We start from the raw sequence: 26,501 nt of genomic DNA, 5'->3' as shown, positions 1-26,501 counted from the left end.
GGATCCGGCCCTGCTGAGGAAGTCGGTGGACTACTTGCCGCCGTCTTCGTCGATGTCTTCATCAGCCCGGAGGTCGATGTCTTCTTCGTCAAAATCGTCTTCGTCGATGTCCGCATCCTGCGGGGCATCGCTCTTGTACGGATCTGCATCGCCTGCGTGCTTGGCGCCCGCGGCCAGCGCGGCCACCTCGGCGTCACGCTCCTTGGCGGTACGCAGCAGCTCCTCAAGGTTCGACGCGTTGACCGGGATAAGGTCAGCAACGAACTCCAGGGTAGGAGTCAGCCGCACGGTAATATTGCGGCCCACTTCCTGACGCAGAACACCCTTGGCCTTCTCCAACGCCCTAACAGCATCAGAATGAGCGGCCTCGTCACCGAAGACGGTGTAATACACGGTGGCGTGCTGAAGATCGTTGGTGACGCGGGCATCCGTAATGGTGATGCCCTCGACCCGAGGATCCTTGATCCGCCGGCCCAGTGCCTCAGCAACAACAACCTTAATCCGCTGCGCCAACTTGGCAGCGCGTGCCGGATCAGCCATTTCTACTCCTAAATTTCGCGTACGACGGCGCGTTAGCAACTTGCGTACTTAAGTTCTGTATAGTGCGACGCGCCCAAGGCAAGTCACCGACGGACCGTGAGGTCCCCACGGAGGCCCGTGGAGCCGATGTGGGGGCCCGGGAGTGGCATCGGGCCTGCCGAAGCTGGGCGGCAAGGATCGCAGATCCTTTGCCGCCCAGCGTAGGGGCGGGGCCCCCATATCGGCGGAACGGGCCGGGGCCGCCGGGAAACCCGACGACCCCACCCAAAACGGACACCTTAGACGCGCGGCTTCTCGCGCATCTCGAAGGTCTCGATGATGTCACCTTCGTTGATGTCGTTGTACGAGCCAAGACCGATACCACACTCGAAGTCCGTGCGGACCTCAGTGGCGTCGTCCTTGAAGCGCTTGAGCGTCTCAACGGTGAGGTTGTCGCCGATGACCTTGCCATCGCGGCTGACGCGTGCCTTCGTGTTACGGCGGATGATGCCCGAGCGGACGATGGAACCGGCGATGTTTCCGAACTTGGAAGAACGGAAGACTTCGCGGACCTCGGCGGTACCGAGCTGGACTTCCTCGTACTCCGGCTTGAGCATGCCCTTGAGGGCCAGCTCGATGTCATCGATTGCCGAATAGATGACGGAGTAGAAGCGCATGTCCACGCCTTCACGATCGGCAAGGTCCGCCACACGCTCGGCGGGCTTGACGTTGAAGCCGATGATGATGGCGTTGTCCACGGTGGCGAGGTTGACGTCGTTCTGCGTGATGGCACCCACACCGCGGTGGATGACCCGCAGCTGAACGTCTTCGTCGCCGACGTCGATCTTGAGCAGGGCGTCTTCGAGGGCTTCGACGGCACCGGAAACGTCACCCTTGAGGATGAGGTTGAGGGTGTCGATCTTGCCTTCGGCCACAGCCTTGTCGAAGTCCTCGAGGCTAATGCGCTTGCGGCGCTTGGCCAGTGCCGCGTTGCGGTCGGCTGCTTCACGCTTTTCAGCGATCTGGCGGGCCGTACGCTCGTCGGAGGTCACCAGGAAGGTGTCACCTGCACGCGGTACGTTGGACAGACCCAGGACCTGGACCGGACGGGACGGAAGCGCGATGTCGAGGGCGTTGCCGTCTTCATCGAACATGGCACGGACGCGGCCGTGGGCCGTACCGGCCACGATCGTGTCACCGACGGCCAGGGTACCGGACTGGACCAGGACGGTGGCCACGGAACCGCGGCCCTTGTCCAGGTTCGCTTCGATGGCAATGCCTCGAGCGTCCTTGTCCGGGTTGGCACGCAGGTCCAGCGCAGCGTCTGCGGTCAGCAGGACAGCGTCGATCAGTTCGTCGATGTTGATGTTCTGGCGGGCAGAAACCTCAACGAACATGGTGTCGCCACCGTATTCTTCGGGAACCAGACCGTACTCGGTGAGCTGGCCCTTGACCTTGTCCGGGTTCGCGCCTTCCTTGTCGATCTTGTTGACTGCGACGACGATCGGCACGTTGGCCGCCTGTGCGTGGTTGAGCGCTTCCACCGTCTGCGGCATGACGCCGTCGTCGGCTGCGACAACCAGGATGGCGATGTCGGTGACCTTGGCACCACGGGCACGCATAGCGGTGAACGCCTCGTGACCGGGGGTGTCAATGAAGGTGATGTCGCGCGGAGTACCTTCGTGGATGTGGCTGATCTGGTAGGCACCGATGTGCTGCGTGATGCCGCCGTGTTCGCCTGCAACCACGTTGGTCTTCCGGATGGCGTCGAGCAGTCGGGTCTTACCGTGGTCAACGTGACCCATGACAGTGACGACCGGGGGACGCGGTTCGAGGACGTCGTCGCCTTCGGCTTCCAGTTCGGCATCGAGGTCGATGTCGAAGGAGTCGAGGAGCTCGCGCTCTTCGTCTTCCGGAGAGACAACCTGGACCTTGTAGCCGAGTTCAGCGCCGAGCAGGCCGAAGGTGTCTTCGTCCAGCGACTGCGTAGCCGTTGCCATTTCACCAAGGTGGAACAGTACGGTCACCAGTGCGGCGGGGTTCGCCTCGATCTTGTCGGCAAAGTCCGTGATGGACGAGCCACGACGGAGCCGGACCACGGTGTTGCCGTCGCCGCGGGGTACGGATACGCCACCCAGCGACGGAGCGCTCATCTGCTCCAGTTCCTGACGCTTTGCACGCTTCGACTTGCGCTGCTTGCCGCGTCCTGCGCCACCCTTGCCGAAGGCACCCTGGGTGCCGCCGCGTCCGCGGCCGCCCTTGCCGAAGCCGCCGCCGGCGGGAGCTCCGCCACCAGTGCCTGCGCCAGCGCCAGGAGCACCACCCGGACGGCCGGGGCCGCCTCCGGGACGGCCAGCGCCACCCGGACGGCCTGCGCCACCGGGAGCGGGCCGCTCGGTACGGTTGGGCATCATGCCCGGAGTAGGACGGTTTCCTGCAGGCCCACCTGCGGGACGCGGTGCACCCGGACGGGGAGCACCGGGACGCGGTGCTCCCGGACGCGGTCCACCGGAACCGGCTGCGGGACGGGGGCCGCCTGCGCCGGCCGCGGGACGCGGACCACCGGGACGTTCGCCTTCAGTGCGACCGCCACCGGAACGGGGCATACCCTGCGAAGCCGCAAAGGGGTTGTTGCCCGGACGGGGCGGACGCTCGCCGTCGCCACGGCCGCGGGGCATGCCCTGCGAAGTCGCGAACGGGTTGTTGCCCGGACGGGGACCGCCAGGGCGCGGAGCCTGGCCACCGGAACGTGCCGGTGCCGGAGCTTCGGCCTTGGGCGCCGGACGGGCGCCCGGCTTGGCGAAAACAGGGCTTGCGGTAGCTGCGGGAGCCGCAGGCGCTGCCGGGGCGGTGGTCTCAGCCTTCGGAGCGGGAGCCGGAGCCTTGGGCGCTGCAGGGCCCGGAGCCGGGCGGGATGCTGCGGGTGCAGCAGGTGCAGCGGGTGCCTTGGGGGCTGCAACGGAAGCCGTTGCCGAGGCAGCGGCCTTTGCAGCGCCGGCACCCGGGTAGGCGTCGCGAAGCTTCTTCACGACGGGGGCCTCAATGGTTGAAGAGGCGGAGCGAACGAATTCGCCCAATTCCTGCAGTTTTGTCACTGCATCTTTGGAAGTAATACCGAGCTCTTTAGCGAGCTCATGTACGCGGACCTTGGCCACATTTCTCCTGTCTCGGTCCGCACCGAGCCAGGCACGAACCGTCTACTTCTTAATGCGGGCCCCAGCCGCGAACGCGGCGGAAAGGCCCTGTGCTGAGCGCAACAAAGTTGTCATCGTTGCGCACTCATCGCTGGGAACTCATCGGGTTTCCATCAGTTTTCTGACCCGCTTTCAGGTTTGGACGGTTTTCCTGCTTTCACGGGGGTGTCCGCAGGGGGTATGACTGCCGCCAGGTATTGTTCGACGGCGGTGACTTCACTTGCGCCCGCGAGGGCCCTTGCGAAAGCACGCCGTTTGGTTGCCAGCGTCAGGCATGTGTTGCTGGGGTGCAGCCACGCACCCCGGCCAGCCATCCGGCGTCGTTCATCCACCAGGACAACGGGTGACCCGCCGCCTACGGCGACGAGCCGGATCAACTCACTCCGGCTGCCTTGTTTCCGGCATCCGATGCAGGTACGCACAGGCTGGCGCCTGGTGTGAAGCAGTTCAGCCACTGGGTGTATCAACCTGCCTCAGTGTCTTTTCCTGCCTTTGCGGTTCTGCTTTCCTTGGCGCTCGCCCCCGCCTTGTCGAGATTGTTGCCTCTACAAGTCACGAGCACGCCAAAGCGCACGGACACCGGACATAGGCCCGGTTCCATCCAGTCTAAGCCCCCCGGGGCCCGGCCACCGAATCCAATGGCGCAAGGATCCGGGGGCGGGCGCCTCTGGGCGGGTTTAGTTGCCCTTGGCCGGTGCGGCGTCGGAGACGATGTCGATGCGCCAGCCGGTGAGCTTGGCGGCAAGGCGGGCGTTCTGGCCTTCTTTGCCGATGGCAAGGGACAGTTGATAGTCAGGAACAACCACGCGTGCGGACCGAGTGGCTTCGTCGGTGATAGTGACCGAATTCACGCGCGACGGCGAGAGGGAGTTGGCGATGAACGTCGCCGGATCCTCGCTGAAGTCGACAATGTCGATCTTTTCGTCGTTGAGTTCGGTCATGACGGCGCGCACGCGCGAGCCCATTTCACCGATGCAAGCGCCTTTGGCGTTGATCCCGGCGGTGTTCGCCTTGACCGCCATCTTGGTCCGGTGCCCGGCCTCGCGAGCCAGCGCGACAATCTCGACCGAACGGTCCGCAATTTCCGGTACTTCCAGTTCGAAAAGCTTCCGGACGAGGCCCGGGTGTGAACGCGACAGCGTAATGGAAGGTCCCTTGGCGCCGCGGTGGACATCCACCACGAAGGCGCGCAGTCGGTTGCCGTGGGTGTACTTCTCCCCCGGCACCTGCTCGGGCGGCGGCAGCAAGGCTTCCACGGAACCGAGGTTCACCTGGATCATGTGCGGGTTGTTGCCCTGCTGGATCAGGCCAGCGACGAGTTCACCTTCACGGCCCTTGAATTCGCCCAGGACGTTGTCGTCCTCAACATCGCGCAACCGCTGCAGGATGATTTGCCGGGCCGTGCTCGCCGCGATGCGGCCGAACCCGGCGGGGGTGTCCTCGAACTCGCCGATGGCTTCGCCGTCGTCGTCGATTTCCGTAGCCCAAATGGTCACGTGTCCGCTCTTGCGGTCAAGCTCTGCGCGGGCCTTCTCGAAAGCGCCCGGCGTCTTGTGATATGCCACCAAGAGCGCCTGCTCGATGGTGGGGATCAGGAGGTCCAGCGGGATTTCACGCTCACGCTCCAGGAGTCTCAGCGCACTCATGTCAATATCCATTAGGCCTCCTCGGAAGGTCCGTTGTGCTCGTCTTCCAGCCCGGCCTCGTGGAGGTGGCTGAACTCTATCTCGACTTTTCCTTGGCGGATCCTGTCGAAAGGAATTTTCACGGGGTCGCCCTGTTTGGGCTTCATGCCCTTCTTGACCTCTTGCTCTGGAACCAGAGTGACGCCGTCGTCGTCGACGGACTGGATCCGGCCCGTCAGGTTGTCGCCCTGGATCACGTTGACCTTGGCCATGCGTCCGCGGGCGCGGTGCCAGTGGCGTGGTTCCGTGAGCGGCCGTCCGACGCCGGGCGAGGAGACCTCGAGGTCGTAGGGGCGGGCGTCAGTATTGGGATCGTTGTCCAGAATGTCCGAAAGGGCCCTGGAGACGTCCGCGATGACGTCCAGGCTGACACCGCCGGTCTCTTCCTGGGGCAGGTCGATGATCACGTGGACTACCCGGTGCGAACCGGCAACCTGGATGGCAACATCCTCAAGGTAGAGCCGGCTTGCCTGGACGGCAGGCTCCAGAAGGGCCCTCAGCCTGCTCTCCTCCGGGTTGCGGACCTCGTGTTGTGGTGGATTCGTCGGATCCGTTCCAGCCTGGTCTGTTGAAGTCGTGGCTTCCGAATGACTCACTGGCCAGCCGCCTCCCGATAGATGATGTTGTGACTACTAGCTTAACGATATTTGCGGCGCCGTGGTGCACGGGATGGTGCGATCGCGCTGATAGCCCCCGAAAATGAGTGGTCACCCGGCGCCCGCCCAGGCGTACTGGCATCAGATTGCCCGCGAGCGTGACACCATGGTCTGTTGTGAACCACGAGACTGCTGAAAAACCACGAAGCCACGGCTGGACGAGAGCCCTTCTTCTGGCTTTGCTGGCAGTCCTCGTAGTGGGAGTCGGAGCCGTGCTTGTTCCCCGGGACGCCGGAAAACCGCAAGCCGTCCCGTTTTCCGAAACCGCCCGTTCCGGAGCCCTTTCCGCGACCGAGGCGCTCCTGGGAAGCGCATCCCTGCTGGAGGGCACGACGCCGGGTGACGCCGCGGCGGGCGAGGCGTCCGGTGGCAGTGGACTGGCTGATTCTGTGACGTTGCTGACAAGTCAGGCGCGGGCCTTGCTGCCGCCTTGCGGGCAGCCAGCGTCGTCGGCTTCCCGCACTTCTTGTGGCGCGTCCCCTAAACCGGGGTCCCCAAGATTCGCATCCTCAAGTCCCGTCGCCACCCAAGACCGCCCGACTCGAGCCGCCTTCCTCTCCGCGCTCTCCTCGAGCGCCTCCGGTCGCTTGGCGGACGCCGCACAGGCCGACGGCGGCACGGCACGGCTGCTTGCCGCCGTCGGGACCTCCCAACTGCTTGAGTCATTCAGACTGGCCACAATCTGGGGTCTGCCGGTACCGACAGCCACCGCCGGGGCGACTCCCGCCCCGACACCGGCCCCGAGCTGCCCCGCTTTGCCCGGAATGTCAGCTACAGCGGCCCCGGCTCCCGGGACAGCTTCATCCCGGGCCGATCTCCCCGCTGCCGTTGCCGCCGTCGTCAGCTCCGAACAAGAGGCGATCTACGCCTACCAAGTGGCCCTGACCAAGCTGGACGCGAAGGCATCTGCGACCGCTGCCACGTGGCTGGCCCGCCATCAAGAGCTGCTCCGGGGAGCGGAAGCCCAAAGCAGGCTGCACTGCGTTGCCATCCCGCCGCGGGAAGCCGGCTACCGTCTGCCTGCCAGCTTCGCCGCCAAACCCGGGGCCGCCCTGGGCGGCATGGAGGCCAGCTCACTGACCGCTTATGCCGACCTCGTGGCGTTGTCAGGGGGTGAGACACGGCAATGGGCCATTGACGGACTGGTCGATGCCGCCAAGCGCAGCCAAGCTTGGGGAACTCCTGTTGGACCTTTCCCCGGACTTTCGATTGATGGCGCCGCCCTGCCACCGCTTCCATCGAGCACTCCGGCTCCATAGGAAAGCCTTTCTTTGCTGGCGGCTGCGGCCACCAAGTGCTTGGCTTGTTCCATGGCTTCTACAGAAACTGCAGCCCTGCACGAAAACGAACCACACGACAATGACCTCGCCCACCGGCTCAACTGGCTCCGGGCAGGCGTCCTTGGCGCGAACGACGGAATCGTTTCCGTTGCCGCGATCGTGGTGGGCGTCGCTGGAGCAACGACGAGCACCGGTGCCATCCTCGCGGCCGGCGCAGCCGGACTCGTAGGTGGCGCAGTGTCCATGGCACTGGGCGAGTATGTGTCCGTCAGCAGCCAAAGCGACAGTCAAAAGGCACTCATTGAGAAGGAGCGCCGGGAGCTGGCCGAGCAGCCTGACGAGGAGCTTGCCGAACTCACTGCGATCTACGAAGCCAAGGGCCTGCGGCCTGAAACAGCGCGGAAAGTGGCCGTCGAGTTGACGGAGCACGACGCCCTGGCCGCTCACCTTTCCGCCGAACTGAACATCGACGAAGACGACATCGTCAGCCCATGGCATGCGGCCTTCGCCTCGGCGATTGCCTTCACCTTGGGCGCGGTGCTGCCCCTGCTCGCGATCTTGCTCCCGCCCCCCGGGCTGCGTGTGCCACTGACCTTCATTTCCGTCTTGCTCGCGCTGGCAATTACCGGAGCCCTTGGAGCCTGGATCGGTGGCAGCTCGAAGACTCGGGCCGCCGTGCGCGTCGTCATCGGCGGGGCCCTCGCCCTCGCCGCGACGTTCCTCATCGGAAGCCTCCTGGGCTCTACCGGAGTGGTCTAAACCTCCCCCGGACCGGCTTGGGTAGGCTGGCGGTGATGACTACCTTCGTTTCCATCCCTGGCGATCTCCAGGCTCGCTACTCCCGAACAGCGGAGGGGCGGGCATGGCTCTCCGGGCTGCCTGGATTGATCAACAGCAGCTTGGAGCGTTGGCAGTTGTCCGTTGACCTGGAACCCGGGGTGGAACCATGGAACGGCCACGGCGGCATCGTCATTCCGGTCATCTACAACGGCGCCCGTTCGGTGCTCAAAATAGCGTTCCCGCACGAGGAGGCACTTGTTGAACGGCATGCGCTGACCCTCTGGGGCGGTACCGGAGCGGTAAGGCTGCACGACGCCGATGCTGAGTCCTGTGCGATGGTACTGGAGCGGCTCGACGCTGGCCGCTGGCTATACAGCGCCCCGATGGACGAAGCCCGCGATGTCTGGGGAACGCTCGTGAGGGAACTCAGCATCGAACCGGACGAGCGGCCCGAGTGGAAAGCGTTTGAGCACATCGCGGCACGCGCCGAGCGCTGGAGCGATGAGTTGCCCGCGGACTGGGAGCGACTCGGCCAGCCCTTCCCCCGCTGGCTCCTGGAAGCCGCGCTGGAAGTGTGCCAGACACGGGGCGCTGTTGGACGCCGCGCAGGCAGGGACGTCCTGGTGCATTGCGATCTGCATTTCATGAACATCCTCCCGCATCTCGACGGCCACCACTCCGTCAGGAAACGCAAATACGTGGCCATCGATCCGCAGCCGATGGTCGGGGAGGCAGAATTCGCCGTCGCCCCGATCCTGTGGAACCGTATCCGCGATCTCTCCAGAACCGCTCCGGAACTTGCGCTCCTGGAACGTTGCGCAGATTTCAGCAGCGCGGCTGGCTTGGACGGCGAGGCCGCCCGGGAATGGAGCGTGGTCCGAGAAGTCGAGAACGCCCTCTGGTATGCAGGCAAGCCTCAACATGAAGGCGATCTGGCCCGCTCCTTGTGGGTGGCCAGCACCCTCGCGGGGCGGCCCCTGGACGGACTGCCCGCCGCTCACGACCTGCCCGAACCGGGACTGGCTGGATCCGATTAGCTTCAGTGGTCCAGACGCACTGCTCAGGCTGTTGCCTCCAACGCATCCTTGATGGCTTGCACGGCAATATCCAGATCGGCTGAATCCGTGGACCAGTTGGTGACCGAAACGCGCAGGATGTCCCGGCCTTTCCATCGCGAACCGGACATCCAGACTCTGCCGTCGGCCATAATGAAGTCGGTGACGGCCCGGGTCCTCTCGTCTGAACCGAAGGCCAAGGACAATTGCGTGAACACGACGTCGTTGAGCACCTCCACGCCCGGCACTTCCGCAAGCCGCCGGGCCAACTCCGCAGCACATTCCGCACGTCCTGCGACAAGCTGCCGCACGCCGTCGCCACCCAAGGACCGCAGGGCCGCCCATACCGGCACTCCCCTGGCCCGGCGGGACAGCTCGGGAACTTTTTCCATGGGGTCGCCGGGGCCGTGATCGTCCTGCATGAGGTATTCGGCGTGCATCCCGATGGCCGATCGAAGGGCGGCAACGTCGCGCACCACCACAATTCCGGCGTCGTAAGGCACGTTGAGGGTCTTGTGGGCATCGGTCCCCCAGGAGTCAGCCAACTCGACCCCCTCGACCAGGTGCCGTAGTCCCGGTACGGCTGCTGCCCACAGACCGAAGGCGCCGTCAACGTGGACCCACGCACCGTACTCCTTGGAAACCGAGATCGCCTCGCGGAAAGGATCGAAGGCTCCCGAGTGGAGGTTCCCGGCTTGGAGGCACACAATCGTGGGGCCGGAGCCCGCCTGCAGCGCGGCCCTGAGCGCGGCAGGATCGATCCGTCCTTGGTCGTCGGCGCGGACAACTTCAGGATTCCCCAACCCCAGGAAGCGCAACGCCATGTCCAGGCTCTCGTGCCGCTCGGTTCCAACGAGGACCCGCAGTTTCGGCGCGCCATGGAGTCCCCTGACATTGACGTCCCAGCCGGCTATGCCCAGCTGGCGCCAGCGGGCCGCGGCGAGTGCCGTGAAATTGGCCATGCTTGCCCCGGTGGCGAATCCGACGTCGGAACCTTCCGGAAGGCCGAGCAGCTCAAGCAGCCATTGCCCGGCTGCCTCCTCGATCCCGGCGGTGGCGGGTGTGGCGAAACGCAGCCCAGTGTTCTGGTCCCAGGCGGATACCATCCAGTCCGCGGCCATGGCCGCCGGAACCGTACCGCCGATGACCCAACCGAAGAAGCGCCCCGATTGCATTGCCATGAGCCCTGGTTCGGCGTGTTCGGCGAGGAAATCGATGACCGCGGCTGGGTCCTGTCCGCTGGATGGAAGCGGTCCGCCGAAGAGCGCGGTGACGTCATCGGCTGTGTTGTTTGGCCGCACAGGCCGCCCAGGCAAGGCCCTCAACCACTCCCGGGTATGCTCCCATGCACGTTCGAGAGCCTGCTCATAGCCGCTGGAATCGACCCACATGAGTGCATGCTACGCCCGCGGCTTCACCCCGGCTATCGCCGGCGGGAACCAGCCCGGTTACTTGACGAAGTAGTCGTGCCAGACGTCCATGCCGAGCTTGATGATCAACGCGCCAACCACGATCAGGAACACCACGCGCACAAAGCCACTGCCCTGTTTCACGGCGGTCCGGGCGCCCAGGTACCCGCCGGCCATGTTGGACAGCCCAAGCACGGCACCGACGCCCCACAGCAATGATCCGTGCGGCAGGAAGAACAAGAGGGCCCCGGCGTTGGTGGCCATGTTGACGATCTTCGCTTTGGCGCTGGCCTCGAGGAAGGCATAGCCCATGGCGGACACGAGGGCAATCACCAGGAACGAGCCTGTTCCGGGGCCGATCAGGCCGTCATAGAACCCGATCACGGCACCGATGGCGCAGGCAACGACATAGTGCCTGTGGCCGTCGTGACGCAGCGCGGTCAGCTCTCCCGCGTTGGGGCGCAGCGCTGTGAAGAGCGCGACGGCGATCAGCGCCACCACGATGATGGGTTTGAACACACTGGCGGGAAGGTTGGCGGCCAAGACGGCTCCGCCGAAGCTGCCGGCGAGGGCAATCACCGCCATGGGTATGGCCGTCTTGAGGTCAGGGCCAACCCGACGGTAATAGGTGACGGCACTGGTTGTTGTGCCGAAGATGGAGCCCATCTTGTTGGTGGCCAACGCCTGGACCGGGGAGATCCCCGGAACCAGGAGCAAGGCGGGGAGCTGGATCAGTCCCCCGCCACCCACCACTGCGTCTATCCAACCGGCTGCGAATCCAGCCACCACGATCAGGATGAGCGTGGTGAGCTGAACCGACTCGAAGCCGGAGATCACTTCTGGCGTACGGCGTTGACCACGTAGTCGGCGGCCTTCTCGACCGCCACGTTTTCGGCCTCACCGGTGCGACGGTCCTTGATCTCAACAACACCGTCTACCAAGCCACGTCCGACCGCCACGATGGTGGGCACGCCCACGAGTTCGGCGTCACCGAACTTCACGCCCGGGGAAACCTTGGGGCGGTCGTCGTAAATCACGTCGAGGCCTGCAGCCTCGAGTTCGGCCGAGAGCTTCTCGGCTGCTGCGAAGATTTCCTCACCGCGGCCGACGGCGACCACGTGGACGTCCGCCGGGGCTACCGAGCGCGGCCAGATCAAGCCACGGTCGTCGTTGTTGGCCTCGGCCAGCGCAGCCACGGCACGGGTCACGCCGACACCGTAGGAGCCCATGGTGACCACTACCTGCTTGCCGTTCTGGTCCAGGACTTTCAGGTCAAGGGCCTCGGCATACTTGCGGCCTAGCTGGAAAATGTGTCCCATTTCGATGCCGCGTGCGGTCTCCAGGGGGCCGGAGCCGTCCGGGGCTTCGTCTCCGGCGCGGACTTCGGTGCACTCGATGACCCCGTCCCAGGAGAAGTCACGGCCAGCTACTAGGCCGAAGACGTGCTTGCCGTCCTGGTTCGCTCCGGTGACCCAGCTGGTGCCGGAGACGATCCGAGGATCCACCAGGAAGAGCAGCTTGGACGTGCCTTCGAGTCCCAGTACGGCTTCTCCGAGGACCAGTCCGGGGCCGATGTAGCCCTTGACGAGTTCCGGGATCTTCTTGAGGTCATCCTCATTGGCCGCTTCCAGTCCGATCTCGCCGCCAATAGGCAGGAACGAGCCGATATTGGCTTCGACGCGCTTGAGGTCCACGGCGCGATCCCCGGGCACGCCGATGACCACGATCTGGCGCTCGCCGGTGGGCAGCGTTACGGCGAGGACCACATTCTTGAGGGTGTCAGCGGCAGTCCAAGCGCCGCCGTCGGAATCGCTGCGGGGAGCGAGCTGGTTGGCAGCTGCCACGAGGGTTTCGATGGTGGGTGTGTCCGGAGTGTCCAGGACGCGTGCAGTAGGAGCGTTGCTGAAGTCGATCTCTGCCGGGACCACCGTGGTCACAGCTTCGACATTGGCCGCGTAGCCGCCCGGCGAGCGCACGAAAGTGTCCTCGCCGATCTCGGTAGGGTGCAGGAATTCCTCGCTCTTGGATCCGCCCATGGCGCCCGCCGTCGCGGCAACAGGGATGACCTCGAGCCCAAGGCGCTCGAAGATTTTCAGGTACGCGCCACGATGCGCGGCGTAACTGGCATCCAAGCCGGCGTCGTCGACGTCGAAGGAGTAGGAGTCCTTCATGATGAATTCACGACCGCGGAGGAGGCCTGCCCGGGGGCGTGCTTCGTCGCGGTACTTGTTCTGGATCTGGTACAGGCTCAACGGCAGGTCCTTGTACGAGGAGTACAAGTCCTTGACCAGGAGGGTGAACATTTCTTCATGAGTGGGGGCGAGCAGGTAGTCGGCACCCTTGCGGTCCTGAAGGCGGAACAACCCCTCGCCGTATTCGGTCCAGCGATTGGTGGCTTCGTAGGGTTCACGTGGCAGCAGCGCCGGGAAGTGGACTTCCTGAGCGCCGATGGCAGCCATCTCCTCGCGAATGATTGCCTCGACCTTGCGCAGGACGCTCAATCCCAAAGGCAGCCACGTGTAGATGCCCGGCGCGGCGCGGCGGATGTAGCCGGCGCGGACAAGAAGCCTATGGCTGGCGACTTCGGCGTCGACGGGATCTTCACGCAGGGTGCGCAGGAACAACTGGGAGAGGCGAAGGACCACGGGTCAGAATCCGTTTCTATGGCAAGAGCTGGCAAAACCTACTGCTCCTAATCTACCGGCTTCAAGGCAGGGAACCTGCCGGGCCCCTCCCCGGGCTCGTTCCCGAAAGCAGAATCCTGCCCAACGCAGATGAGCCACGCCATGGTCGGTGGAAGCCCCTGGCCGCTGGGCGGCTGGTCATCCTGCCATGGCGTGGCTCAGCGGCTGGTCGGCCGCAGGCGCTGTCTTGGAGGCTTAGTCGGACTTGTCGAATGCCTTCGAAAGATCAACGCTTACAGCCATTTGTTTGTGTTTCCTCTCCGAAACCATCCGCGCCCCAACGACACGGCTGGTCTGAACATATGTGATCGCGAACACTTTTTTCAAGGGCTTGGACTAATCAATATTTGTTGACCGGGACTGGTACTGGGTCTACCTTTTATTCATCACCTGATGAATAAATTATCTCCGGAGGCGACGATGTCCTACAGCGCATCAGGAAGCAACACCCCAGACACGCCCCCGGCGGTCAAAGCGGAGGGCCTGCACGTCACCCGTGGCCGCAAAAAGATCTTGCGCGGCTTGGACTTCGCCATCGAGCCCGGCCGCATCACGGGCCTGCTCGGCCCCTCCGGGAGCGGCAAAACAACCCTCATGCGCGGAATCGTCGGAGTCCAACGGCTCACTGCCGGCACGATCGACGTATTGGGCCGCCCGGCCGGCACACCATCGTTGAGGCACGACGTCGGATACGTCACCCAGGCGCCGAGCGTCTACACGGACCTCAGTGTCGAGGCGAACGTCAGGTATTTCGGAGCCATGCACGGCGCCACGGCCGCAGACACCGCGGAGGCGATTGCCGCCGTCGGGCTCGAAGCACTGGCGCGGCAAAAGACAGCAGACTTGTCCGGCGGTGAATTCAGCCGGGTCTCGCTGGCATGCGCCCTTGTCTCGCACCCGCAGCTGCTGGTCCTCGACGAACCAACAGTGGGCCTGGATCCCGTACTCCGGGCCGAACTGTGGGGACGGTTCGCCGCCATGGCCGAATCGGGAACCACGCTCCTGGTGTCCAGCCACGTTATGGAAGAGGCCTCGCACTGTTCTTCCCTGCTCTTGCTCCGCGATGGCATCTTGCTGGCGCAACTCCGTCCGGCGGAACTCAGCGAACGTGGACACAGCAACGACCTGGAAAAGGCTTTCCTGCACATCATCCAGGAAACGGATACCGCTCCGCGCAACCGGGGCGCCAATGAAAGCCAGGTGGCATCATGAACCCGCGAATGATGCTTGCGACCTCCCGAAGGGTTTTGGAACAACTGCGGCACGACCACCGCAGCGTCGCGTTGATCATGGTTGTTCCCGCGCTGCTGCTCACGGCCGTCTATTTCCTTTTCGAGAACGAAACCCTGCCCCCTGGATTCCCCCGGACGTTTGACCGCGTCGGACTCATGATGCTGGCCATCTTCCCGTTCGTGGTGATGTTCCTGGTCACCTCGATCACGATGCTGCGGGAAAGGACCTCGGGGACGCTGGAGCGACTCCTGACGACGCCCATCCACAAGGCCGATCTCCTGTTCGGCTACGCGTTGGCGTTCTCGATCATGGCCGCACTCCAGTCCCTGGTAGCCACGGCCGTGGCCTATTGGATCTTCAACCTGGATATCAAGGGGAGTCCCGGTTATGTGGTGTTGATCGCCGTCATCAACGCTGTGCTGGGAGTCGCCCTGGGCTTGCTGTGCTCTGCCTTCGCGCGGACGGAATTCCAAGCGGTGCAATTCATGCCGGTAGTGGTTGTGCCGCAGATCCTCCTATGCGGGCTCTTCGTCGCCCGGGAACACATGAACGGCGTCCTGGAGAGCATCTCCAATGCCCTTCCACTGACGTTTTCAGTTGACGCCCTCCAGCAAATCGCGGGCAACGCCGAAGCTACGCAGGCCATGTGGCAGGATGCCGGCGTGATGGCGGCGATCGTGGTGGGAGTCTTGGTCCTGGCCTCGTTTACCCTCCGACGGCGGACCTCATGAGCGGCGCCTTGCCTCCCCTGCGGCGGGGACGCCGCGGCGGCGGCAGCGACTCGCGCGAACTGATCTTGGCGACGGCGCGCCGGCTCTTCGCCGAGCATGGTTTCGACGGCACAAGCCTGCGACAGGTGGCTCGCGAAGCCGAGGTGGACCCGGCCATGGTCCACCACTTCTTCAAAGGCAAGGACGAGCTCTTCGCACAAAGCGTCGAGCTCCCGGCGGATCCTGCGGAGGTGCTTGCCGGCGTCGAATCACTGGATCCGGCGCAGCGTTCGGAGGCGATCGTCCGCGCCGTGTTGCGGTTGTGGGAAAGCCCGGCACAGCACGGACTGGTGGCGTTCGTCAGGGGAACCATCGGCTCCAAGGCCAAGACCGCCTTGCTGCGGGAGATGGTGGCGAGGACCATCCTCTCGAGGATCACGGCAGGGCTACCGGGACCTCCCGAGGAAGCAAAGATGCGCGGCAACCTCGTTGCCGCGCAGATGGTGGGGCTCATGCTGATGCGCTACGTGGTCCGGCTCGAACCACTGGCTTCGGCCTCCCAGGACGAGGTGGTGCGGCTCGTGGCGCCGAATGTCCAGCACTACCTCACGGGCGAACTCGTTCTCCCCAAGTAGGCCCGGTACTCCTGAAGGTGTCTTCAGGGGCAATCTAGGTGTGGTTAAGTTCTGGGTTTGGGCCTTGAGCTGACTAGCGAGCTTCTTGATTCGTGGACGCTGGTTGATGACGATGTGGCATTGATGGCCCGGAAGTCAGGAGCGACTCGGGCAGGGTTTGCTGTGTTGCTGAAGTTTTTTCAGCAACATGCCAGGTTTCCGGTCGGGCCTTCTGATCTTCCACTGGGAGCTTTGAACTATGTAGCAGCACAGATTTCTGTGCCTATCGATGCGCTGGGTCCCTATTGGGGTGGGCGTTCAATCAAATACCACCGGGCCGAGATCAGGTCCCATTTTGGATTCCGTGAGTTCACCTCCGCTGATGAGGCCAGGCTGGCTGGGTGGTTGGCGGGGAGGGTGTGTCCGCCGGAGGTTCGTGAGTCTGCGCTTGTGGAGGCTTTGCTGTCCCGGTGCCGTCAGGAGCGTATTGAGCCGCCGGGGCGTGCGGGCAGGATTGTTGGTGCTGGCCCGGCGTTGTTTGAGCAGCGCCTGTGTGCCGATGTCGTCGAGGTTCTGGGGCAGGACGGCGCCGCTGGCCTGGAGGCCCTCGTCGCTGATGGAACAGCGGGTTCTCTGTTGTCGGTGTTGAAGGCTGATCCGGGCCCGGCTGGTTTGGAATCGTTGCTGGCAGAAGTGGAGAAGCTTTCAGCAGCCCAGGCTCTTGATTTAGCGCCCGGCTTGTTCGCCGGGGTGTCGGAGAAGGTCGTGAGCGCGTGGCGGGCCAGAGCGGCCCGGATGTATCCATCGGATTTCCAGGACGCGCCCCCGGTGCGGTTGACGCTCTTGGCGGCGTTGTGTCATCAACGCACGGCGGAGATCGCTGACACCCTGGTCGATCTGCTGCTCGTGCTGGTGTTGAAGATCAATACCAGCGCGGTGAAGAAGGTCGAGAAAGAAATGACCGAGGACCTGCAAAGGGTCCATGGGAAGACGGCCTTGCTGTTCAAACTGGCAGAGACAGCGGTTGCATGCCCTGATGAGACGGTCCGGAAGGCCGTGTTCCCGGTGGTGAGTGAGAAGACCCTGCGGCAGCTGGTCCAGGAGGCAAAAGCCAACGAGCGCGTGTTCCAGGGCAAAGTCCGGACCGTGTTGCGTGGTTCGTACTCGAATCATTACCGGCGGATGCTGCCGGCACTGCTGTCCGTGCTGCGGTTCCGGTGCCATAACACGGCGTTCCGGCCCATCATGGATGCCATCGCGTTGCTGAAAAGGTACGCGGATGCCGGAAGTAAGAGCCAGTTCTTCGCGCCCACAGATCCAGTCCCGGTTGCGGGAGTGGTGCCCAGGTCCTGGGAGGGCGCTGTCCGGGACGAGAAGGGCAGGATTGAGCGGATCCCTTACGAGCTTTGCCTGCTCGTGTCCTTACGGGATGGTCTGCGTCGTCGCGAGGTTTTCGTGGACGGTGCCAGGAAATGGCAGGATCCGGAAGAGGTTCACCGGACCCGTCGGGTCCGGGCAGACCGTGAGCGTGAAGGTCACCGGCCGCGGCGGCCTCCCCGCGACCGGCGTGAGGGTGTCAGATGGATTGTGTAGGGGTTCCGGTCCTCGTGTGATTGGAGAACACTTTGTCCATGATTGATTCCCATGAAGAGCTCGGTGCGGAACTCGCGGAAAAGGTTGCCGCGGCCGGGGACCTCGAGGCGCTCAAGGCCTCGGGTGCCTTTGATGAGCTGATGGAACAGATCGATGCCGGCCGGCTTCAGATCGATGGCAAGGACGGGTTCCTGAACCTGATGATCAAGGCCGTGCTTGAGCGGGGCCTGCAGACCGAACTGAGCGAGCATCTGGGGTATGAAAAGGGTGATCCTGCTGCCCGGCTGCTGCCGAACTCCAGGAACGGCAGCTACCCCAAAACGGTGGCCTCCACGGTCGGAGACGTCGGTCTTGCCATTCCGCGGGACCGGGCGGGCACCTTCACCCCGCAACTGGTTCCAAGAGGTTCACGGCGCACCGGCGGGCTCGATGACATGATCATCAGCCTTTATGCAGGTGGAATGACGATCCGGGACATCGAACACCACCTGGAATCGACGATCGGTACCGAACTATCCCGCGAGACGATTTCCAAGATCACCGACGACGTCCTCGAAGAGGTCATGGCCTGGCAGTCCCGGCCGCTGGATCCGATCTACCCGATCCTGTATCTGGACGCGATCGTGGTGAAAATCCGGGACGGGCATCAGGTGAAGAACAAAGCCGCCCACATCGCCGTCGGCGTGGATCTTGACGGGGTCAAGCGCGTGCTCGGGATCTGGATCCAGGCTTCCGAAGGGGCGAAGTTCTGGGCAGGGGTCTGCGCGGAACTGGCCAACCGCGGTGTCAAAGACGTGCTGATCGCCTGCTGCGACGGGCTCACCGGGTTCCCCGAGGCGATCCAGGCGACCTGGGCCAACACCACCGTGCAGACCTGTGTCGTGCACCTGGTCCGGGCCTCCATGCGCTTCGTCGCTTACGGGGACAGGAAGAAGGTCGCCGCCTGCCTGCGGAACATCTACACCGCCCCGACCATCGAAGCGGCCCTGACGGCCCGGGAGGAGTTCGCCGCCGGGGAATGGGGACAAAAGTACCCGGCAGCTCTCAAGACCTGGGAAAACGCCTGGGAACGGTTCATCCCCTTCCTGGCTTTCCCACCGGCGCTGCGGAAAGTCATCTACACGACCAACGCGATCGAGTCCCTGAACTACCAACTGCGCAAGATCATCAAGAACCGGGGCCATTTCCCCAACGACCAGGCCGCAGTGAAACTGCTCTGGCTCGCCATCTGCAACATCGAAGACAAACGCGCCAGAGAACGCCAGAAAACCAGAACCACCGACAAGGAATCCTCCGGCAACCACCTCGTCGAAGGGGCAGCCACCGCCGGCTGGATCCAGGCCCTGGGAGTCCTGAGCATCACCTACCCCGAACGACTCGAACCCTACCTCAGCTAAAAATGACTCCCGACCCCACACACACAAACAACTTGACAGGCTCACCGGCGTGTCCGCCGTCGCGATGAACATCACCGTCGCCAGCGCCACCTCGAACGGGGTCATCACCGCCTACGCCGGCGGCACCACGCAGCCAAACACCTCGAACGTGAACTACGGACCCGGCCAGATCGTCTCCAACTTCGCCGTCACCCCCGTCGGGACGGACGGGACGGTCTCGTTCACGAACAATTCCTCCGGGACCGTGCAGATCATCGCGGACACCTCCGGCTACTACCTGTCCGGGACACCCTCAACCCCGGGGGCGTTTTCCGCGCAGGCCCCGTTCCGGCAGCTGGACACCCGCAACGGCACCGGCGGGGTCACCGGACCGGTCGGGGCGGGGCAGACCGTGAGCGTGAAGGTCACCGGCCGCGGCGGGCTCCCCGCCACGGGGGTGTCCGCCGTCGCGATGAACATCACCGTCGCCAACACCACGTCCAACGGCTTCATCACCGCGTACGCCGGCGGGACACAGCAGCCGGGCACCTCGAACCTGAACTACGGGCCCGGTCAGATCATCCCCGACTTCGCGATCACCCCGGTCGGGCCTGACGGGACGATTTCCTTCACGAACAATTCCTCCGGGACCGTGGATATCATCGCGGACACCACCGGCTACTTCAACGCGCCTGCGACCGGCGGCCAGCCGGGCCCGCACCAGCTTCAGTCCCTGACGTCCACCCCGGCCAGCGGGTCGGCCACGACCAGCACCTTCGGCTGGGACGCGGCAGGGCGGATGACCGGCCGGGCCGGTGAAAACCTGTCCTACACAGCGGACGGGAAACTTCTCACCACCGCCGGCTCCAGCACCCTTCCGGCGAACCCGAACCCCTCCGCCGCCGCGGGCACCCCGCCCGCCCCGGTGACCGGGACCGCGGGCAGTACCGGAACCCGGTACTACGACGCCGGCGGGAACCTCGTCGGGATCACCGACGGAACCGGCACCACCGTCACCATCGGCTCGATCACCGCCCACTCCACGCCGGCAGGGGTGAAGACCGCGAGCAAGACCTACGGCCTAGCCGGGAAGACCGTCGCGCAACGCACCGCAGCCGGCGGTACCGTGAGGCTCGCCTTCATCCTCAGCGACGGTGTCGACACGGCCCAGACCATCGTGCAGGCCAGCAGCGGGGCCACGCCGGTCACCGCCCAAACCCGCTACACCGACCCCGTCGGCCTCGCCCGCGGACCCACCCAGACCGCGGCAGGAGCAGGCGCGTACGCCACCGCCGCGGGTGCCACCACAGGTGTGGGGTCCAACGCCGCGAACCCGGCAGGCTACGGAGCCGTCAATGGGTACATCGGCGGACTCACCGACACCATCAGCACCCTCACCCACCTCGGCGCCCGCGACCTCGACCCCGTACTAGGCGCCTTCACCAGCCCCGACCCGGTCCTGGATCCAACCGAACCGAACAAATACAGCCCCTACGCCTACGCCGGCCAGGACCCCGTCAACCACCGCGACCCCTCAGGGCTCGACTGGGGCGGCGACGACGCCCTCGCACTTGGGGGTTTGGCGTTAGCCGGCGTCCTTATCGACTGGTTCTCAACCCAACTCAGCGCACACCCAATCCAGATGCCTTCGTTCCAATTGCCTACGATCCATTGGCCCTGGGAACAGCAAAGCTCATCCGGAACATCAGCAGCAGAGCCCAGTTCCAGCTACCCCGCGATACCCGCATCCGCGGACAGCACCATCTCCTTTGACAGGCCAATGGTCGGTAGCATCGGTGCGGACGACGGCTACGTCGCCGACTACCCACAGGCCACAGGAACATACTTCCCCGCCATCCCCCAAAGGCCCTCGTCAACCAACGACCACGGGGCCCGGAACGACGGGGCCGCCCTGGCAGCCGCAAACGCCATCATGCACGCTGCCAGCCAAGCGGCTACCGCGGCAGTCGGGAACGCGAATCTTGCATCGGCAGCCGCAGCGAAGAATGGCGCTGAGATTGTCCGTCTTGGCCAGGCGGGCGAAGATGCAGTTAGAGGTGCCTTCGATATCGGTCTGAAGAAGGCGGCAGAAATCGATGGTCGGAAACGCATCTTCGACGGCCTCACCGATGAAGCGGTCTCTGAGGTCAAAAATGTGGCTCGGCAATCGTTTACCCGACAGCTCAAAGACAGTCTGAAGTTCGCGAAAGATACTGGGCGAGTCTTTGACCTCTACGTGCGTGGCGGCGCGAACCCAACGACGCTTTCGGGACCTCTGCAGGACGCGATCGCCGACACCCCCAGATTCAATCTAAAATTCATCCCGTGACCCGTTCGAATAAGAAGTCCGGTGCGATGAGCGCGACTGAGTTCATGGCTCAGCTTCAGAAGGACCAGGAGTATCAGAGCAAGAAGGCAGCCTTTGACGCCGAGCATCAAGCGAGGGTGAGTCTGTTCCGAAAGGCTGAGCAGCCAATTGTGGAGGATTTACGCGGAGTTGGCCTCGACGTCAAGTCTGTATGGGATCTGGTGAACACCGCTGACCCGTATCCTGCCGCCTTACCTGTGCTCTTCGAACATTTGGAACGTGGTGGGTACCCGGATCGAGTGTTGGAGGGCCTGGGGCGTGCCCTGGCCGTCAAACCAGCACAGATCTACTGGCCCCGTCTTCGTGAGCTCTACTTGCGCGCGACAGGACCGGACGAGGAGCAGGGACTGGCAGTTGCGTTGGCAGCCTCTGCGACCCCGGAAAACCTCAATGCATTGTTGGATCTGCTGAATGAAACCACCCGCGGAAGTTCGCGGATCCTCTTCCTCAGCACGATCGTGCGCGTCGGTGGCGATATTGGGCGCAATGCAGTGGAGTCGCTACGGAATGATCCGTTGTTCGGCAAAGAGGCCAGAGCACTGTTGAAACAGCGATCTTGAGCGTTGTGGCTTTGTCAGTCTGGGGTACACCCCAAACGGACGTAAGCCCGGCGTGAAACGATCCCAGTGGATACGTGTCAGGCTGGGGTCGAGCCAGGCATTTTTTGACACATGGGTGGCGGGCTCTTAGAGTTGCCCTGACACTACAGGGTGGGGAACAATGACTGGCCAGACTTTCGGCTATATACGGGTCAGCTCGCTGGACCAGAACACCGTCCGGCAGCTCGACGGCGAGCATCTCGACCGGGTTTTCATGGACCACGCGTCGGGGAAGGACCAAAACCGCCCGCAGCTGGAAGCATTGATCGATTTCGCCCGCGACGGCGACACCGTCCTGGTGCACTCAATGGACCGCCTGGCCAGGAACCTCGATGACCTGCGCGCCAGCGTCCGCCGGCTGACCGAGAAGAAGGTGCAGGTCCGGTTCGTAAAGGAGAACCTGACCTTTACCGGAGACGACACCGCGATGGCGACGTTCCTGTTGTCGGTGATGGGGGCGTTCGCCGAGTTTGAACGGGCACTCATCCGGGAACGGCAACGTGAAGGGATCACGCTGGCCAAAAAGGCCGGCGTCTACAAAGGCAGGGGCAAGGCGCTGAACGACGGGCAGGCGGCCGACCTGGTACGGCGCGCCGCCGCCGGCGAGGCGAAAGCCGCACTCGCCCGGGAATTCGGGGTCAGTCGCCAAACCGTCTACCAATACCTTAACCGGAACCCCAGTAGAGCACCACAGACGAATCGTGCAGGCGTGTGCTGAGCAAATGGACGCCTCCGTGCAAACGAGTAAGGAAGATCCGCCGCTCAGCAGTCGCCTGCGCAACCCCGGAAGATCAGCTCACCCGTGCAAAAGACTTTGGGTATCACACCCGCGCACTAACCAAACTTGGGCGGCTCACGACACCTTCAGGAGGACCGGGTCTAGATTGCCCCTGACAACACTCTCAGGAGGACCGGGCCAAGTAACCGGCACAGCGGCGGTCAGTACAGCACAGTGGCGAAGGTTCCGAGGCGTTGGAAACCGACCCGCTCATACGTGGCTCGCGCCCTGGTGTTGTATTCGTTGACGTACAGGCTGGTGATCGGCGCGAACTTCTGGGCCAGGACAACCACACCCGCCATGTACCCGGCGCTGAGTCCTTGGCCGCGGAACTCGGGGTTCATCCAGACGCCTTGGACCTGGGTTGCCTGCGCCGTGACGGCACCGAGTTCGGCTTTGAACTTCACGGTTCCACCGTCGATGTGCACCAAGGAATGGCCTTGCCGGATCAGCCCGGCCACCCGGCGGCTGTAGAAGTCCTCGCTCCCCAGAAAGGGCGAATAACCCACTTCTTCTTCGAACATGGCTGCACAAGCGGGCAGGATGCGGTCAAAGTCCGCGATGTCTCCGAAACAGAGCTGCGGGTTGGCTTGGACAGCGGGTGGCCCTGATATTGCCAGAAGCGGCTGGTCGGCGCGAACCTCGTGGGCGAAATGACCCAGTTGCTCCAACCGGGAGTGAAGTGCCAGCACGGACTCCGCGGGCCCGAAGATCGAGGCATAGCGACGGCCCGCCCGGTGCGCAGCTGTGGCCACGCGGGCAGCCAGTTCCGGGTCGAGCTGCACCGGAACCAGATTGGCACCGGCCCAGCAGGCACCCACCAGGGTGTCGCCGTCGAACACTCCGAACACGCTCGCGCCGCCGGAAGTAGGGGCGGCGCTCCCCGATGAGTCAAGGTGCGCCAAAATGAAGACGTTCGCTACTGCGTCTTCCATCGCGAGCGCGCGAAGGGACCGGGTGTCGGCAGCGCCGAGCACCCGGACGGAAATCCCATCGGCGCTAGTCTCGTTACGAGACGCTAACCACGGGGCTACCCTTGACAGCATCTTCGCCATCGGCCTCCCCCATCTCTTCAGCGATACGCATGGCCTCTTCGATCAGTGTCTCAACAATCTGGCTCTCGGGAACAGTCTTGATGACTTCCCCCTTCACGAAGATCTGCCCCTTGCCGTTTCCGGAAGCAACGCCCAGATCGGCTTCGCGAGCCTCACCCGGACCGTTCACCACGCAACCCATGACGGCGACGCGCAGCGGAATCTCCATTCCTTCAAGTCCGGCGGTGACCTGCTCGGCGAGCGTGTAGACGTCCACCTGGGCGCGTCCGCAGGAGGGGCAGGAGACAATTTCAAGCTTGCGCGGGCGCAGGTTGAGGGACTGCAGGATCTGGTTGCCTACCTTGATTTCCTCAACGGGCGGCGCCGACAGGGATACGCGGATGGTGTCGCCGATGCCGCGGGACAGAAGTGCACCGAAGGCAGTTGCGGACTTGATGGTCCCCTGGAACGCCGGCCCGGCCTCGGTCACGCCAAGGTGCAGGGGCCAGTCGCCCTTTTCGGCAAGCATCTCGTAGGCCGCCACCATGATCACGGGGTCGTTGTGCTTGACCGAGATCTTGAAATCGTGAAAGCCGTGTTCTTCGAACAGGGAAGCTTCCCAAACTGCCGATTCCACGAGGGCTTCCGGTGTGGCCTTGCCGTACTTCTTCAGGATGCCGGGCTCCAGGGATCCCGCGTTGACGCCGATCCGGATGGAAGTCCCGTGGTCCTTGGCGGCCTTGGCGATTTCCTTCACCTGGTCGTCGAACTTGCGGATGTTGCCCGGATTGACCCGTACCGCCGCGCAACCGGCCTCGATCGCGGCGAAGACGTATTTGGGCTGGAAGTGGATGTCCGCGATGACCGGGATCTGCGACTTGCGGGCGATGATCGGCAGCGCCTCGGCGTCATCCGCGGAAGGGCAAGCGACACGCACGATGTCACAGCCGGACGCCGTCAGCTCTGCGATCTGCTGCAGTGTGGCGTTGATGTCCGTGGTGGGGGTGGTAGTCATCGATTGCACGCTGATGGGTGAATCGGAGCCAACGCCCACCGAACCCACCTTGATCTGGCGGGTCTTGCGGCGGGGCGCGAGAACGGGGGGCGGGGCTGATGGCATTCCCAGGCTGACCGAGGTCACGTGGACTCCTTGGGTTGAAGTGGGTGGATCGTGGGGCTGGGTTCCGGGCCCCGTCCGGTCAAGCGGCTAGGAAGCGTGGGCGGAAAGCACTCCGATAATGGGATTCCACTCCGACGTCCGGATGCCTGCAATCCCTTGTACAGCGGCGAACGGGTCCGCTTTCAGCGTGGCGTTCAGCTCCGACTCGTCTGCGGCCTTGAGTAGCAGCAGCGCCCCCGCACCGTCGGCGTAAGGACCGCTTGCCAGCAAGGTGCCCTGCTCGGCAAGGCCGGCAAGCCAGGCACGGTGGGCGGGGCGGTTCGCGTCGCGCACCTCGGCGGACTCGGCGTCGTACACGTACTCAACAGCGAAAACAGTCATATGGATAGCCTATCCCCCCAGTACAATTCGGGGGCCGGCCCGATCCGGGGCGTCCACCGCGCGCCTCCGGCGCTTGCCGGATCAGACAGATCAGCCAAAGATATTGACGGGCTTGACGATGTCGGCGTAGATCAGCAGCGCCCCCATTGCCATGAGCACGCTGGCCACGACGTACGTCAACGGCAGGAGCTTGGCGATGTCGAAAGCGCCGGGATCCGGCTTGCCGCGCAGCTTGGCGATTCGACGCCGGGCTCCCTCGTAGAGTGCGCCGGCCACATGTCCGCCGTCGAGCGGCAGCAGCGGAACCAGGTTGAAGATGGCGAGCGCGAAGTTCAGCCCCGCGAGGAGCCCCACGAGCGCGCCGATGCGTGATTGCAGAGGAACCTGATCCATGGCGGCGACTTCACCGGCTACCCGGCCGACTCCCACCACACTGATGGGACCGTTGGGATCGCGCGGCTCCGAACTGAAGGCCGCCTGCGCCACGCCGACCACCCTGGCGGGCAGGTTGAGGATGACTCCGGCGATTTGCTTGATGTTCTCGCCAGCCATCGGAAGAACGGTCGACGCCGGCTTGGGCACCATGGCGGTCTGGGCACCGATGCCGAGGAACCCGACTTCCTCATATAACGGCTTGCCGTCCGCGCTTTTGGCCGGCTGACCGTTGTCTCCGATGACAGGGCGTGCGGAAAGGACGGGGGTTACTTGGGAGGTGACGCTCTTGCCGTCACGCTCCACGGTGATTTGGACGGCCTTGCCGGCGGAAGCCCGGATCCAACTGCTCATTTCAGCCCAGCTGGTGACAGGCTTCCCGTCGAAGCTGGTGACAACGTCGTTGGGTTGGAGCTTGGCGACCGCCGCCGGGGTCAGCTGGCAGTTCGGCGAATTGGGATCAACGGTCTCTCCCGCTTTCACCTGGCACTTGGACACATTGGCAATGGTGGTAGTGGCGGTGGATACACCGAAGCCCATGAGCAACACCGCAGTCAGCACAAGGCCAATGAGCAGGTTCATGGCCGGGCCGCCCAGCATGATGATGATCTTTTTCCAGACCGGCAGCTTGTAGAAGACCCTGTTCTGGTCGTCCGCTCCCACATCCTCATGGGCCGCGGACCGGGCCTCGGTGGCAAGGGTTTGGAACATGCCGGTGCTGGACGGACGCACGCTGCCATCGTCTTGGTTGGGCGGGTACATGCCGATCATGGAGACGTAGCCGCCGAGCGGAATGGCCTTGAAACCGTATTCGGTCTCGCCCTTCCGTGTGGACCAGAGGGTGGGGCCGAAACCGATCATGTACTTCGTGACGCGCACTTTGAAAAGCTTGGCGGGCACGAGATGCCCCACCTCGTGCAGCGCGATGGAGACGGCCACGCCGATCGCGACGAAGACGACTCCGAGAATGAACAGGATGACGGGATTCATGCCTTAAGTAC

General features: G+C 64.0%; 23 protein-coding genes and 1 pseudogene. 12 read left to right on the top strand and 12 right to left on the bottom strand.

Annotated features, from left to right (window positions below; genetic code table 11):
- Positions 1-30: 30 nt before the first annotated feature.
- The 5 genes from rbfA to rimP form a co-directional block, all read right to left on the bottom strand.
- Entirely contained in the window at positions 31-540 is a 510-nt protein-coding gene (gene rbfA, locus LFT43_RS06795; RefSeq protein WP_395801756.1) for a 30S ribosome-binding factor RbfA, read from the bottom strand.
- A 278-nt stretch (positions 541-818) separates the two neighbouring features.
- Complete coding sequence (infB, locus tag LFT43_RS06790) at positions 819-3,674, bottom strand: translation initiation factor IF-2 (RefSeq protein WP_395801755.1); 2,856 nt, start codon at positions 3,672-3,674, stop codon at positions 819-821.
- Between the two features lie 152 nt (positions 3,675-3,826).
- Positions 3,827-4,135, bottom strand: a complete 309-nt coding sequence (locus tag LFT43_RS06785) for a YlxR family protein (protein WP_395802947.1) — start codon at positions 4,133-4,135, stop codon at positions 3,827-3,829.
- Positions 4,136-4,390: 255 nt separating this feature from the next.
- Positions 4,391-5,371, bottom strand: coding sequence for a transcription termination factor NusA (gene nusA / locus LFT43_RS06780; RefSeq protein ID WP_395801754.1), 981 nt, complete (start codon positions 5,369-5,371; stop codon positions 4,391-4,393).
- Entirely contained in the window at positions 5,371-5,994 is a 624-nt protein-coding gene (rimP, locus tag LFT43_RS06775; protein ID WP_395801753.1) for a ribosome maturation factor RimP, read from the bottom strand. Before rimP ends, nusA begins: the two co-directional genes overlap by 1 nt.
- Positions 5,995-6,170: 176 nt before the next feature.
- On the opposite strand from rimP, the gene LFT43_RS06770 reads away from it, so the two are divergent.
- The 3 genes from LFT43_RS06770 to LFT43_RS06760 are packed head-to-tail and all read left to right on the top strand — an operon-like array spanning position 6,171 to position 9,151.
- Positions 6,171-7,313 carry a ferritin-like domain-containing protein gene (locus LFT43_RS06770; RefSeq protein ID WP_395801752.1) on the top strand — a complete coding sequence of 381 codons (1,143 nt, stop codon included), beginning with the start codon at positions 6,171-6,173 and terminating at the stop codon, positions 7,311-7,313.
- 51 nt (positions 7,314-7,364) lie between these two features.
- A complete protein-coding gene (locus LFT43_RS06765; RefSeq protein WP_395801751.1) occupies positions 7,365-8,093 on the top strand; it encodes a VIT family protein in 729 nt (242 codons plus the stop codon).
- Positions 8,094-8,128: 35 nt separating this feature from the next.
- The gene (locus LFT43_RS06760) at positions 8,129-9,151 is read left to right on the top strand and encodes an aminoglycoside phosphotransferase family protein (protein ID WP_395801750.1); all 1,023 of its coding nucleotides are present in this window, start codon (positions 8,129-8,131) and stop codon (positions 9,149-9,151) included.
- Positions 9,152-9,174: 23 nt separating this feature from the next.
- Here the strand turns inward: LFT43_RS06760 and LFT43_RS06755 are convergent, their stop codons facing one another.
- Genes LFT43_RS06755 through LFT43_RS06745 form a run of 3 tightly spaced genes read right to left on the bottom strand, consistent with a single transcriptional unit; the run spans position 9,175 to position 13,223 of the window.
- Positions 9,175-10,560 carry a pyridoxal phosphate-dependent decarboxylase family protein gene (locus tag LFT43_RS06755; protein WP_395801749.1) on the bottom strand — a complete coding sequence of 462 codons (1,386 nt, stop codon included), beginning with the start codon at positions 10,558-10,560 and terminating at the stop codon, positions 9,175-9,177.
- Positions 10,561-10,617: 57 nt separating this feature from the next.
- A complete protein-coding gene (locus tag LFT43_RS06750) occupies positions 10,618-11,415 on the bottom strand; it encodes a sulfite exporter TauE/SafE family protein (RefSeq protein ID WP_395801748.1) in 798 nt (265 codons plus the stop codon).
- Positions 11,412-13,223, bottom strand: coding sequence for a proline--tRNA ligase (locus LFT43_RS06745; protein WP_395801747.1), 1,812 nt, complete (start codon positions 13,221-13,223; stop codon positions 11,412-11,414). The genes LFT43_RS06750 and LFT43_RS06745 overlap by 4 nt, the downstream gene beginning before the upstream one ends.
- 459 nt (positions 13,224-13,682) lie before the next feature.
- Between LFT43_RS06745 and LFT43_RS06740 the strand changes: the two genes are divergently transcribed.
- The 9 genes and pseudogenes from LFT43_RS06740 (at position 13,683) to LFT43_RS06700 (ending at position 22,473) form a co-directional block, all read left to right on the top strand.
- A complete protein-coding gene (locus LFT43_RS06740) occupies positions 13,683-14,474 on the top strand; it encodes an ABC transporter ATP-binding protein (protein ID WP_395802944.1) in 792 nt (263 codons plus the stop codon).
- An 8-nt stretch (positions 14,475-14,482) separates the two neighbouring features.
- Complete coding sequence (locus LFT43_RS06735) at positions 14,483-15,226, top strand: ABC transporter permease (RefSeq protein WP_395802942.1); 744 nt, start codon at positions 14,483-14,485, stop codon at positions 15,224-15,226.
- Positions 15,223-15,840 (top strand): TetR family transcriptional regulator, encoded by a 618-nt coding sequence (locus LFT43_RS06730; RefSeq protein WP_395801746.1) that lies wholly within the window; start codon positions 15,223-15,225, stop codon positions 15,838-15,840. The genes LFT43_RS06735 and LFT43_RS06730 overlap by 4 nt, the downstream gene beginning before the upstream one ends.
- Before the next feature lie 123 nt (positions 15,841-15,963).
- Positions 15,964-16,260 (top strand): annotated as a pseudogene (locus tag LFT43_RS06725) (DUF4158 domain-containing protein); the annotation flags it as partial.
- Positions 16,261-16,353: 93 nt separating this feature from the next.
- Positions 16,354-17,412: a hypothetical protein gene (locus tag LFT43_RS06720; RefSeq protein WP_395803220.1), complete on the top strand. Its 1,059-nt coding sequence runs from the start codon at positions 16,354-16,356 to the stop codon at positions 17,410-17,412.
- Positions 17,413-17,450: 38 nt separating this feature from the next.
- Positions 17,451-18,809 (top strand): IS256 family transposase, encoded by a 1,359-nt coding sequence (locus LFT43_RS06715; protein WP_395799580.1) that lies wholly within the window; start codon positions 17,451-17,453, stop codon positions 18,807-18,809.
- A 49-nt stretch (positions 18,810-18,858) separates the two neighbouring features.
- Positions 18,859-21,117 carry an RHS repeat-associated core domain-containing protein gene (locus LFT43_RS06710; RefSeq protein WP_395801745.1) on the top strand — a complete coding sequence of 753 codons (2,259 nt, stop codon included), beginning with the start codon at positions 18,859-18,861 and terminating at the stop codon, positions 21,115-21,117.
- Between the two features lie 26 nt (positions 21,118-21,143).
- Positions 21,144-21,716 (top strand): hypothetical protein, encoded by a 573-nt coding sequence (locus LFT43_RS06705; RefSeq protein ID WP_395801744.1) that lies wholly within the window; start codon positions 21,144-21,146, stop codon positions 21,714-21,716.
- A 160-nt stretch (positions 21,717-21,876) separates the two neighbouring features.
- Positions 21,877-22,473 carry a recombinase family protein gene (locus tag LFT43_RS06700; protein ID WP_395801743.1) on the top strand — a complete coding sequence of 199 codons (597 nt, stop codon included), beginning with the start codon at positions 21,877-21,879 and terminating at the stop codon, positions 22,471-22,473.
- A 221-nt stretch (positions 22,474-22,694) separates the two neighbouring features.
- On the opposite strand, the gene LFT43_RS06695 is transcribed toward LFT43_RS06700, so the two are convergent.
- The 4 genes from LFT43_RS06695 to LFT43_RS06680 all read right to left on the bottom strand — a co-directional run bounded on the left by LFT43_RS06695 (position 22,695) and on the right by LFT43_RS06680 (position 26,490).
- Positions 22,695-23,579: a GNAT family N-acetyltransferase gene (locus LFT43_RS06695; RefSeq protein WP_395802940.1), complete on the bottom strand. Its 885-nt coding sequence runs from the start codon at positions 23,577-23,579 to the stop codon at positions 22,695-22,697.
- Positions 23,542-24,708, bottom strand: coding sequence for a flavodoxin-dependent (E)-4-hydroxy-3-methylbut-2-enyl-diphosphate synthase (gene ispG / locus LFT43_RS06690; protein ID WP_078105708.1), 1,167 nt, complete (start codon positions 24,706-24,708; stop codon positions 23,542-23,544). The genes LFT43_RS06695 and ispG overlap by 38 nt, the downstream gene beginning before the upstream one ends.
- A 66-nt stretch (positions 24,709-24,774) precedes the next feature.
- Complete coding sequence (locus tag LFT43_RS06685) at positions 24,775-25,068, bottom strand: YciI family protein (RefSeq protein ID WP_395801742.1); 294 nt, start codon at positions 25,066-25,068, stop codon at positions 24,775-24,777.
- A 90-nt stretch (positions 25,069-25,158) separates the two neighbouring features.
- Complete coding sequence (locus LFT43_RS06680) at positions 25,159-26,490, bottom strand: M50 family metallopeptidase (RefSeq protein WP_395801741.1); 1,332 nt, start codon at positions 26,488-26,490, stop codon at positions 25,159-25,161.
- Between the last annotated feature and the right edge of the window lie 11 nt (positions 26,491-26,501).

The sequence above is a fragment of the Arthrobacter sp. FW306-04-A genome, from assembly GCF_044358315.1.
GTDB lineage: Bacteria > Actinomycetota > Actinomycetes > Actinomycetales > Micrococcaceae > Arthrobacter.
This window is presented reverse-complemented; position numbering and strand designations above follow the sequence as displayed.

Coding starts and splice junctions, on each gene's coding strand:
- rbfA (WP_395801756.1), bottom strand. CDS start 540: ATGGCTGATCCGGCACGCGCTGCCAAGTTGGCGCAGCGGATTAAGGTT.
- nusA (WP_395801754.1), bottom strand. CDS start 5,371: ATGGATATTGACATGAGTGCGCTGAGACTCCTGGAGCGTGAGCGTGAA.
- LFT43_RS06765 (WP_395801751.1), top strand. CDS start 7,365: ATGGCTTCTACAGAAACTGCAGCCCTGCACGAAAACGAACCACACGAC.
- LFT43_RS06760 (WP_395801750.1), top strand. CDS start 8,129: ATGACTACCTTCGTTTCCATCCCTGGCGATCTCCAGGCTCGCTACTCC.
- LFT43_RS06715 (WP_395799580.1), top strand. CDS start 17,451: ATGATTGATTCCCATGAAGAGCTCGGTGCGGAACTCGCGGAAAAGGTT.
- LFT43_RS06695 (WP_395802940.1), bottom strand. CDS start 23,579: ATGCTGTCAAGGGTAGCCCCGTGGTTAGCGTCTCGTAACGAGACTAGC.
- LFT43_RS06730 (WP_395801746.1), top strand. CDS start 15,223: ATGAGCGGCGCCTTGCCTCCCCTGCGGCGGGGACGCCGCGGCGGCGGC.
- LFT43_RS06735 (WP_395802942.1), top strand. CDS start 14,483: ATGATGCTTGCGACCTCCCGAAGGGTTTTGGAACAACTGCGGCACGAC.
- LFT43_RS06740 (WP_395802944.1), top strand. CDS start 13,683: ATGTCCTACAGCGCATCAGGAAGCAACACCCCAGACACGCCCCCGGCG.
- LFT43_RS06680 (WP_395801741.1), bottom strand. CDS start 26,490: ATGAATCCCGTCATCCTGTTCATTCTCGGAGTCGTCTTCGTCGCGATC.
- LFT43_RS06705 (WP_395801744.1), top strand. CDS start 21,144: ATGAGCGCGACTGAGTTCATGGCTCAGCTTCAGAAGGACCAGGAGTAT.
- LFT43_RS06700 (WP_395801743.1), top strand. CDS start 21,877: ATGACTGGCCAGACTTTCGGCTATATACGGGTCAGCTCGCTGGACCAG.
- LFT43_RS06685 (WP_395801742.1), bottom strand. CDS start 25,068: ATGACTGTTTTCGCTGTTGAGTACGTGTACGACGCCGAGTCCGCCGAG.
- LFT43_RS06755 (WP_395801749.1), bottom strand. CDS start 10,560: ATGTGGGTCGATTCCAGCGGCTATGAGCAGGCTCTCGAACGTGCATGG.